This window comes from Mesorhizobium sp. USDA 3734 (genome assembly GCF_056279665.1).
Window position 1 is genome coordinate 3232872 of the sequence record NZ_JBWCCW010000001.1, and the last position, 9424, is coordinate 3242295.

The 9424-nt window shown below is 62.5% G+C and carries 9 protein-coding genes and 1 pseudogene; 6 read left to right on the forward strand and 4 right to left on the reverse strand.

All coding sequences use genetic code 11. The features are described from left to right. From ACZ89F_RS15685 to ACZ89F_RS15700, 4 genes are all read left to right on the forward strand, one after another. On the forward strand, positions 1–1380 hold the full coding sequence (locus ACZ89F_RS15685) for an aminotransferase family protein (protein WP_476092800.1): 1380 nt from the start codon (positions 1–3) through the stop codon (positions 1378–1380). Positions 1381–1384: 4 nt separating this feature from the next. Then, positions 1385–2314, forward strand: coding sequence for a 3,5-dioxohexanoate:acetyl-CoA acetone transferase (gene kce / locus ACZ89F_RS15690; protein WP_476092801.1), 930 nt, complete (start codon positions 1385–1387; stop codon positions 2312–2314). Positions 2315–2539: 225 nt separating this feature from the next. Further along, positions 2540–3052 (forward strand): N-acetyltransferase family protein, encoded by a 513-nt coding sequence (locus ACZ89F_RS15695; protein ID WP_476092803.1) that lies wholly within the window; start codon positions 2540–2542, stop codon positions 3050–3052. Continuing rightward, positions 3049–4077, forward strand: coding sequence for a histone deacetylase family protein (locus tag ACZ89F_RS15700; RefSeq protein WP_476092805.1), 1029 nt, complete (start codon positions 3049–3051; stop codon positions 4075–4077). Before ACZ89F_RS15695 ends, ACZ89F_RS15700 begins: the two co-directional genes overlap by 4 nt. A gap of 15 nt (positions 4078–4092) precedes the next feature. Here ACZ89F_RS15700 and ACZ89F_RS15705 read toward each other — a convergent pair. The 3 genes and pseudogenes from ACZ89F_RS15705 to ACZ89F_RS15715 form a co-directional block, all read right to left on the reverse strand. After that, positions 4093–5362: pseudogene (locus ACZ89F_RS15705) on the reverse strand (cysteine desulfurase-like protein). A 49-nt stretch (positions 5363–5411) separates the two neighbouring features. Beyond that, complete coding sequence (locus ACZ89F_RS15710; RefSeq protein WP_476092806.1) at positions 5412–6479, reverse strand: aldo/keto reductase; 1068 nt, start codon at positions 6477–6479, stop codon at positions 5412–5414. A 118-nt stretch (positions 6480–6597) separates the two neighbouring features. Then, a complete protein-coding gene (locus ACZ89F_RS15715) occupies positions 6598–7086 on the reverse strand; it encodes a hypothetical protein (protein WP_476092808.1) in 489 nt (162 codons plus the stop codon). A 399-nt stretch (positions 7087–7485) separates the two neighbouring features. Here ACZ89F_RS15715 and ACZ89F_RS15720 point away from each other — a divergent pair, with 399 nt between their 5' ends. Next, the gene (locus tag ACZ89F_RS15720; protein ID WP_109669696.1) at positions 7486–7650 is read left to right on the forward strand and encodes a hypothetical protein; all 165 of its coding nucleotides are present in this window, start codon (positions 7486–7488) and stop codon (positions 7648–7650) included. 59 nt (positions 7651–7709) lie between these two features. Here ACZ89F_RS15720 and ACZ89F_RS15725 read toward each other — a convergent pair whose 3' ends face one another. Next, on the reverse strand, positions 7710–8216 hold the full coding sequence (locus tag ACZ89F_RS15725) for a DUF1993 domain-containing protein (RefSeq protein WP_476092810.1): 507 nt from the start codon (positions 8214–8216) through the stop codon (positions 7710–7712). Positions 8217–8354: 138 nt separating this feature from the next. Here ACZ89F_RS15725 and ACZ89F_RS15730 point away from each other — a divergent pair, with 138 nt between their 5' ends. Continuing rightward, positions 8355–9407, forward strand: a complete 1053-nt coding sequence (locus ACZ89F_RS15730; protein ID WP_476092812.1) for a DUF1176 domain-containing protein — start codon at positions 8355–8357, stop codon at positions 9405–9407. Positions 9408–9424: the final 17 nt, after the last annotated feature.

Sequence of the window (9424 nt, forward strand, 5' to 3'; positions counted from 1 at the left end):
ATGTCGAAAGTCCAGACCGCCACGCAAGACACTGACGCCCGGCGAGAGTCGCATCTGTTCTATCTGTCCAGCCTGCGCCGGCCGCTGATCGACCGCGCCGAGGGCATCTATATGTGGACGCAGGACGGCCGCCGCTTCATCGACGGCTCGAGCGGTCCGATGGTCGCCAATATCGGCCACTCCAACCGCAATGTGCTCGACGCCATGAAGCGGCAGATGGACCGCGCCACTTTCGCCTACCGGCTGCATTTCGAAAACGAGCCGGCCGAGGAGCTTGCGCGGGAACTCGCCGGCAAGCTGCCGGAAGGCATGGACCGCATCTTCTTCGTCTCGGGCGGCTCGGAAGCGACGGAATCCTGCATCAAGCTGGCGCGGCAATGGGCCGTCGCCACCGGCCAGGCCAGCCGCTGGAAGGTGATCACGCGCTTCCCCTCCTATCATGGCGGCACGCTGGGTTCGCTGTCGATCACCGGCGACGATGCGCTCGCCGAAACCTTCGAGCCGATGATGCGGGTGATGCCGACCGTGCCGGCACCGAATGCCTGGCGCGACCGCGACAATCTCTCGATGGAACAGCGCGGCATCCGCTACGCCGATATGCTGGAGGAGAAAATTCTTGCGGAAGGCCCGGAGAGCGTGGTCGCCTTCATCATGGAGCCGATCGGGGGTGCTGCGACCGCGGCGCTGGTAGCGCCCGACAGCTACTATGCGCGCATCCGCGAGATCTGCGACCGCTACGGCATCCTGCTCATCCATGACGAGGTGATGAGCGGGGCCGGCCGTACCGGCAGATTCCTCGGCGGCGACCACTGGAACTGCAAGCCCGACATCGTCGCGCTGTCCAAGGGGCTGGGCTCGGGCTATGCGCCGCTTGGCGCGCTGGCCGCACCGATGCGGCTGGTGCAACCGCTGCTCGACTCGGGCGGCTTCCAACACGGCCACACCTATGCCGGCAACCCGCTGGCCTGCGCCGCCGGGCTGGCCGTGCTCGGCGAGATGGACCGGCTCGACCTGATCGCCAATGCGGCTGCCATGGGCGACGTGCTGATGGACGGGCTGAAGGGGCTGGCGAAGCGGTTTCCGTTCATTGCCGACGTGCGCGGCAAAGGTCTGCTCACCGGCGCCCAGATGGTCGCCGATCCCGAGACGCTGAGGCCGATCGACCAGAACAAGAAAGCCACGCAGCGGCTGCTCGACCTCGCCTACGAACGCGGGTTGATCATCTATGGCCGCAGGGTAAAGGGCGGCGTCGACGGTGACAATTTCATGGTCGCGCCACCGACGATCGTCACCAGCGAGCAGGTAGGCGAGATCATTTCCATCATCGGCGATTCGCTGGAGGTTCTGGCCTCCGAGCTCGACCTGCCGGTCGAAGGGTAAGAGCATGGCGTCGCGAAAGGTCATCATCACCTGCGCCGTTACCGGCTCGGTGCACACGCCGTCGATGTCGCCCTATCTGCCGGTGACGCCGGACCAGATCGCCGCCGACGCGATCGCGGCGGCCGAAGCCGGCGCCTCGATCCTGCATCTGCACGCCCGCGACCCCAGGGATGGCCGCCCGACCGCCGATCCCGACGTCTACATGCAGTTCCTGCCTCGCATCAAACAGGCGACCGATGCGGTGATCAACATCACCACCGGTGGCTCGTCGCTGATGACGCTGGACCAGCGGCTGGCTGCCCCTTTGCGGGCCGAACCCGAAATGTGCTCGCTCAACATGGGCTCGATGAACTTCGCGCTGTTTCCGATGCTCGACAAGCCACGGGAATGGCAGCACGAATGGGAACCCAAGCTGCTCGAAGCGACGCGGGACACCATCTTCAAGAACACTTTCGCCGACATGGAAGGCGTGCTGGAGAGGTTGGGCAAGGGTTGCGGTACGCGCTTTGAATTCGAATGCTACGATGTCGGCCATCTCTATTCGCTGGCGCATTTCCGCGATCGCGGGTTGGTGTCGGGACCGCTGTTCATCCAGTTCGTGCTGGGCATTCTCGGCGGCATAGGCGCCGATCCGGACAATCTCATCCATATGAAGCGCATCGCCGACAAGCTGTTCGGTGACAGCTATCAGTTCTCCGTGCTCGCCGCCGGCCGTCAGCAGATGCCGCTGATCTCGATCGCCGCGGCCATGGGCGGCAATGTCCGTGTCGGGCTGGAAGACAGCCTCTATGACGGCCGCCAGCTTGCGAAATCCAACGCCGATCAGGTGCGCCGCATTCGTGGCATTCTCGACGGGCTGTCGCTGGAGGTTGCCACGCCCACCGAAGCGCGCGACATGCTGGCGCTCAAGGGTGGCGACCGGGTGGCGTTTTGAGATGACGGCGTTCATAGGAAGACAATCTGAGATGATTGCGATCCTTCCCACCCCCCTCTGTCCTGCCGGACATCTCCCCCGCAAGGGGGGAGATCGGATTTCCTTTCCGCTTTCGCTAATTTTCGATGTTTTACAATGGGCGGCGAGATCAAAACTGCCAATCTCCCCCCTTGCGGGGGAGATGTCCGGCAGGACAGAGGGGGGTGCCTGGGCGCCGAGCCTCCAATGACTGCCGAGCCCGAAATCATCCTCCGCCCCGGCCGGATCGAAGACGTCGACACCATCCATGCGGCGATCCTGAAACTCGGCAGCCATATCGGTGCGCCGGAAGAAATCATCTCGACGCCTGACGATCTCAGAACCTACGGCTTCGGCGAGAAGCCATCCTTCTCGACCCTGATCGCCGAAGTCGGCGGCGAGTTTGCGGGCCTCTGCCTGCATTTCCCGATCTTTTCGACCTGGATGGGGCGGCCCGGCGTCTATGTGCAGGACCTCTATGTCGAAGACCGCTTTCGCGGCCGCAAGATCGGCGAACTGCTGCTGCGGCACGTTGCGGCGCAGTGCCGGAAAGAAGGCGGCGTCTATCTGCGGCTGTCCGTCGACACCGACAATGAAGGTGCCAAGGCCTTCTACGAAAGGCTGGGCATCGCCTGGTCGAGCTACGAACAGACCCAAAAAATCATCGGCGAGGCCTTCTTTGCCTTCGCCGACACGGTCGAAAATGGGGATCAGGAATGAAAGCCTTCTATGCCGAGGAACAGAAGCGCCACGACCCCAAGGCCTTTCTTTCGAGCGGTGCGGCGCAGCCCAATCCGGAGAAGCCGGAGCGCGTCGAGAGATTGTTATCCGGCGCATTATCCGCCGGTTGCACAATCGAGCGGCCGCGCAATCATGGGCTCGGCCCGGTCGCGGCGGTACATACGCCGGAGTATCTCGACTTTCTCGAGCATATCTACACCCGCTGGCAGCGCATCGAAGGCGCATCGGCTGAAGTGATTCCAAACATCCATCCGATTGCGCGCAATGGCTCCTATCCTGCCTCGGCGGTCGGCCAGGCCGGCTATCACATGGCCGACACGGCTTGCCCGATCTCGGGCGAGACATGGCAGAGCGCGCTGTGGAGCGCCTGGAGCGCGGTCGACGCGGCCGAGGCGGTGATGTCAGGCGCGCCGGCCGCCTACGCTCTGTGCCGCCCACCCGGCCACCATGCCTTCACCGACGTCGCCGGCGGCTTCTGTTTCATCAACAACTCGGCCGTTGCCGCGCAGGTCTTGCGCAGGACGGCATCGCGCGTGGCGATCCTCGATGTCGACCTGCATCACGGCAACGGCACGCAAGGCATCTTCTATGCACGGCCGGATGTGCTGACCGTCTCGGTGCATGCCGATCCCGTGCGCTTCTATCCGTTCTTCTGGGGCCATGCCGACGAGCGCGGCGAAGGGTCGGGCCTCGGCTACAATTTCAACCTGCCTTTGCCGCGCAAATCGGCCGACGCGGCGTTTCTCGAAGCGCTTGAGGTGGCGTTCCAGCGCATCCGTGCCTTCTCGCCGGAGGCGCTGGTCGTGGCGCTCGGGCTCGACGCGTTCGAGGGCGATCCGTTCGGCGGACTTTCGGTGACGACGCCTGGCTTTGCGCGCATCGGCGAGGCCATCGCAAAGCTCGGCCTGCCGACGGTCATCGTCCAGGAGGGCGGCTACCTCTGCGACGAACTCGGAGACAATCTCACGGCGTTCCTCACCGGCTTCGGCGGCAAGACGCGGTGAAGATGGAAGCCAGCGTCAGGACCGCAGCTGCCTGAGCATGGCGATGACCCGATGCACGCTCGCCAGCGTCTCGTCGATTTCGGCTGATGTGTTGTAGTGGGCAATGCCGATGCGCACGACGCCATGCTCGGCCGGAATGCCGAGCTGGTGGACGATCTCCCAGGCGTAATTGTGCCCCGACCACAGGAAGATGTTCTCGGCGTTCATCTGCCGAACGATCGTTTCGGGCACGATGCCGTCGACGGTGAAGGAAACCGTCGGCACGCTGCTCGCCAAGCCGCTTCGGATCGGTGATGCCATGGATCGTCAGACCTGAAATGTCGGAGAGGCAGTCGATCAGCTGTTGCGCCAGCGGGTTTTCATAGGCGATCGAAACCGCAAACGCCTTGGCAATCTTCCGCCTTCTTGAACCGCCCTCGCCCGCCGCCGCGCCAAGGTCGGCAAAGTAGTCGACCGCGGCGGTGAGACCGGCCATCAACTCGATCTGCGGTGTGCCGAGTTCGAACCGCTCCGGCAGACCATTCGACGAGCAGCGGCATTTGTAGGGTGTCAGGCCGTCGATGACGCCGCGCCGGCCCCACAAAATGCCCATATGCGGGCCGAAGAATTTGTAAGCCGAGCAGATCAGGAAATCGCAGCCTAGCTCCTGCACGTCGATCAGGCCGTGCGGCGCGAACTGCACGGCGTCGACATAGACAAGCGCGCCGGCGTTCCTGGCGATGGCGGTCAGCGCCTTCACGCGATTGATGGAACCGGTCAGGTTGCTGGCATAGTTCAGCGCGACCAGCCGGGTCTTCTCCGAAAGCAGACCAGCCAGCGTCGCCTCTTCGACCTGCCAGCTCTTTTCGTCGAACGGCAGCCAGCGCACGACGAGGCCGAGGTCCTCGGCCAGCTGCAGCCAGGGCGATACGTTGCCCTCATGGTCCATGCGGGTGAGGATGATCTCGTCGCCGGGCTTCATCGTGCGGCCGAGCGTGCGCGACATGTGATAGGTCAGCGTCGTCATATTGGCGCCGATGATGATTTCCTCGGGGCTTGTGGCGCCAAGGAAATCGGCCATCGCCCGGTGCGCCTCATCGACCACGGCTTGCGCGGCAATCGTCGTTTCGAAATAGCCGCCAAGATTGGCGTTGGTGGTCAAAAGGCAGCGCGACACGGCGTCCGCGACGGCTTGCGGCACCTGCGTGCCGGCGGGATTGTCGAGATAGATGCGACGGCGGCCCTTGTCGGTCAGGGAGAGAGCGGGAAACCTTCCACGTACGGCCTCGATCGGAAAATCCACCATCGTCGTCTCCACCCCTCTGTTATTCCTGGATAATTCCGCTTCAAACCAATCAAGGACAGGGATTGCCGACCCGCTGATGGATTGCATCCACCGCCTTCTGCATCTCGTCGGTCCAGACGACGTCCACGGAGGACAGCGCCATGTCGAGTTGCGAAATGGTCGTCGCGCCGACGATGTTCGAGGTCACGAACGGCCGGCTCGAGACATAGGCATTGGCAAACAGCGCCGGCTCCAGGCCAAAGGAGCGCGCCAGCTCATTGTATTCGAGTTGTGCTTCGGCGGCATTGGGCGTCTCGTAGCGCTGGCCGCGGTTGAACAGCTGCGAGCGCGACCCTTGCGGGCGGGCGCCATGATCGTATTTGCCTGAGAGATAGCCCTGCGCCAGCGGCGAATAGGGCAGCAACGACACCTGCTCGCGCTCGCAGACCTCGGCGAGATTCACCTCGAAGGTGCGGTTGACGAGATTGTAGGCGTTCTGGATCGACGCGACGCGCGGGCCGATGCCCTTGTCAGCTTCTGCAAGGAACCGCATCACGCCCCAGGAACTCTCGTTCGACAGGCCGAAATGGCGGATCTTTCCTGCCTTCACCAGCTCGTCGAACACGGCAAGCGTCTCGGCGATCGGCGTTTCATCGGCCGGCGCGCCGACAGAATCGGCGCGCGGCGATACGGCGCCGACGCGCGTCGGGTTGGCGCCCCAGGGGATGTCCCGTTCCGGCCAATGAATCTGGTAGAGGTCGATATAGTCGGTGCCGAGCTTGGCCAGCGACTTGTCGATGGCGTCAAAAATATCGGCGCGCACCAGTTGCGATGGCCGGTCGCCGCGAAACCATCTGTTGGCGGTGCGGCCGACAACCTTGGAGGCAATGATCACCTTGTCGCGGTTGCGGTTGGCTTTCATCCAGCTGCCGATGATCTTTTCGGTTCGTCCTTGCGTCTCCGCCTTGGGTGGGATCGGGTAGAGCTCGGCAGTGTCGATGAAATTGACGCCGCGTGAAAAGGCAAGGTCCATCTGGGCATGCCCTTCAGCCTCGGTGTTCTGCTGGCCCCAGGTCATGGAGCCCAGGCAGATCTGGGTAACAAGAAGATCGGTCCGACCGAGACGGCGCTTGTGCATGGAAATTCGGCTCCGGAGGGAAAGCTTGCGCGGTAGCGCGGGAGGAAGCGCATCTATAGGCAAAGCAGAGGCGCTCTCCAAGCCTCGGCAGACCGACTTTTGCGTGAAGCCGAAAGGTTTAGCGGCGAGCGCCGGCCAGCGCGCGGCGCTTGGCCTCGTCGATCAGCATGTTGGCCACCTGCATGCGGATCATGGCGCGCTGGCGCAGATGCGGGGCGACACGGTCCGGATGGTTTGCAAAGGCAAAGCTGCGGCGCATGCGGCTGAAATCGGCGACCTGCTTGGGCTGGTTGAGGCCAAGTTCGACGGCGATGGATTCGGGATCGATCGACGGCAGCTTTTCCTCGGGCTTTGGGTCTTCGCCGGCGAGAGCCAGTTTGGCATGATCGAGCAAGGCGGCGAATTCGGTCGCCAGATCGGCACCCGCCTCGCGATATTCGGTGGCAAAGCCGCTGCCCGAAACCTTGATGCGGCCGGAATGGAGTTCATCGGCCACCGAGAGATAGTCGAACGGGATGGATGGACGAGCGCCGGCCTCTTCGCCCTCGATCCCGTCATCCCCAATTCCATCGCCCTTGTCGGAGGCGACGAAGAGGTCGTCGAGCAACGAAGCGAAATCCCGCTTGGCGCCAGTAGCGATGTCAGCCTCCCCCTTGCCCAACCGTGCAAGCTTCAGAGCATAGAACCGGCTCGTTAAAAATGCATGCCAACGATCTTAACGAATTTAGCCGTTGCGCGGGTTCGCCGCTTGAACCTCCTCAACCCCAAAACAAAAAGCCGGACTGCACTTTCATGCAGTCCGGAATTCGCCAGGAGTGGCGAGGAAAAACCGGCCATGTAGCCAGCATTCGAGGCTACGGGGCGCGCCGGGCAAAAGTTTCACCCAGCTGCAGAAATATGGCCAGGGAAATCACCAGGACATGGCAGGCATGCAAATGCTGCACTGCACAATTGTCACGATTCACCTATATTGGTTGGTGTGGAGGACCAAACTGGAGCCTGGATCATGGGTTTCTTCACTGAAATGTTCGCCCGGCCGCGTCCGCAGGAACATCTGAGATACCGCTCGGCGCTCGCACTGCTCCATGCGATGAGCAATGCCGACCGCGCCGACATCGGCATCAAGCCGGCCGATTTTCCGCGCATCGCCCGCGAAATGTCCATTCGCTAAGCGCCATCGGAGTCGTCAGATGTCCCGGATCAGCCCGGGACATCTGGAAAACTCTATCCTCAACGCGCTCCCAGGAACGTCGCCTTGCCCAACGGCACGCCATTGTGGCGAAGGATGTCGTAAGCGGTGGTGAGGTGGAAATAGAAGTTGGGCATGGCCACGTGCAGCAGATACTGCATGCCTGGCATTGAGCTTTCGCGTCCGCCAAGCTTCAGCTCGATGATCTTGTCGTCGGAGCCATCGAACTCGGCAGCCGAAAAGGTCGCGAGAAGGTCCAGGGTCTTCGTGATGCGCGCCTGGATATCAGCAAAACTCGCCTCGTTGTCCTCGTATCTCGGCACTTCGCGCCCGGCGAGCCGGGACGGTGCGCCCTTGGCATGGTCGGTGGCGATCTGCACCTGCCGGGTCAGAGCGTACATGTCGGGCGCCAGCCGAGCGGTCAAAAACACCTGCGGATCGATCTTGCGGTCAAGCGCATTCTGTTCGGCGGTCGCCAGTACAGTGGAAAGCGCTTTCAGCCTGGCTGAAAACACAGGCACGGATGCCTCATACATCGATATCGTCACGTCAAATCTCCTACCCGGCCGAACGCCGGCGGACGCGACGTAGCGCCTTCGCGCAGGATTTTTCAAGGCCGCCGACGCTGCGTCACCACGTTGCCGCAATCGCCAGAGTAGAATCTCCCTATCGAGCGGAGATTCCCGATGAGACGCGCCCTTTTCGCAGCGACTGCCTTTCTCTCCCTTGCCCCGATCGGCCAGACGGCATTGGCCGCCGAAGATGCACCCGAAGCGCCCTATGTCGACGATCGGTCGAGCGCCGAGGCGGTTGTCCGCTCGCTCTACAGCGCCATCAACCGACATGAGTTCGCCCGCGCCTGGGGGTATTTCGGAGATACTAAGCCGGCAAAAGATTTTGACAGTTTCGTCAAGGGCTATGACGGCACCGACAAGGTCGAGGTCGCCACCGGTGCGGTTTCAGATGAAGGCTCCGCCGGCAGCATTTTCTACAATGTCCCCGTCGCCATCCGCGCCACCGACAAGACCGGCAGCGAAAAGGTGTTTGCCGGTTGCTATACGCTGCGCCAGGTGAATGCCCAGATCCAGGCGGCGCCACCCTTCGATCCGATCCACATCGAAAAAGGTGCGCTGAAACCCTCCACAGCCGATTTCGAGGAGGCGCTGCCGCCGAGCTGCGGCGACGGCCCGCCGCCGCCCAAGAAAGACACCGCGCTGGAGCAGGCCAAGAAAGCCTTTCTGGCGACTTATGGCGACCAGTGCGACAAGCAGTTCCTCGCCGATGAGCCGACCGTTTTTTCGATCAAATACAAGGACAACGATGCGCAGCCCGGCGATCCCGACAAGGAAACGCGGCTGTTCCATTTTTCCTGCTCGGCCGCGGCCTACAATGAAAGTTCGGTCTACTACATGACCGACGAGGTCTCGGGCGTGCAGCAATTGCAGTTCGCCGAACCCAAGATGGACATCCGCTACGAGAACAATGACAGCGACGGCAAATTGCTGGGCATGACCATCGTTGGTTTCCAGACGTCCGGCTGGGCCGTCAATTCCGACTATGACGAGGCTGCCCACACGATCACCACGTTCAACAAGTGGCGCGGCGTCGGCGACGCGTCCGACGCGGGGACATATCTGTTCCGCAATGGCAATTTCTCGCTGGTCCAGTACGACGTCGATGCGTCCTATGACGGCGAGCAAAATCCGCAGACGGTTGTCGATTACAACACCGCGCCCTGAGCCTGGACGGGCTCCCT

Excerpts from the sequence above, each read along its gene's own strand:
- ACZ89F_RS15685 (WP_476092800.1), top strand. The coding sequence starts at position 1 with ATGTCGAAAGTCCAGACCGCCACGCAAGACACTGACGCCCGGCGAGAG.
- kce (WP_476092801.1), top strand. The coding sequence starts at position 1,385 with ATGGCGTCGCGAAAGGTCATCATCACCTGCGCCGTTACCGGCTCGGTG.
- ACZ89F_RS15695 (WP_476092803.1), top strand. The coding sequence starts at position 2,540 with ATGACTGCCGAGCCCGAAATCATCCTCCGCCCCGGCCGGATCGAAGAC.
- ACZ89F_RS15700 (WP_476092805.1), top strand. The coding sequence starts at position 3,049 with ATGAAAGCCTTCTATGCCGAGGAACAGAAGCGCCACGACCCCAAGGCC.
- ACZ89F_RS15710 (WP_476092806.1), bottom strand. The coding sequence starts at position 6,479 with ATGCACAAGCGCCGTCTCGGTCGGACCGATCTTCTTGTTACCCAGATC.
- ACZ89F_RS15720 (WP_109669696.1), top strand. The coding sequence starts at position 7,486 with ATGGGTTTCTTCACTGAAATGTTCGCCCGGCCGCGTCCGCAGGAACAT.
- ACZ89F_RS15730 (WP_476092812.1), top strand. The coding sequence starts at position 8,355 with ATGAGACGCGCCCTTTTCGCAGCGACTGCCTTTCTCTCCCTTGCCCCG.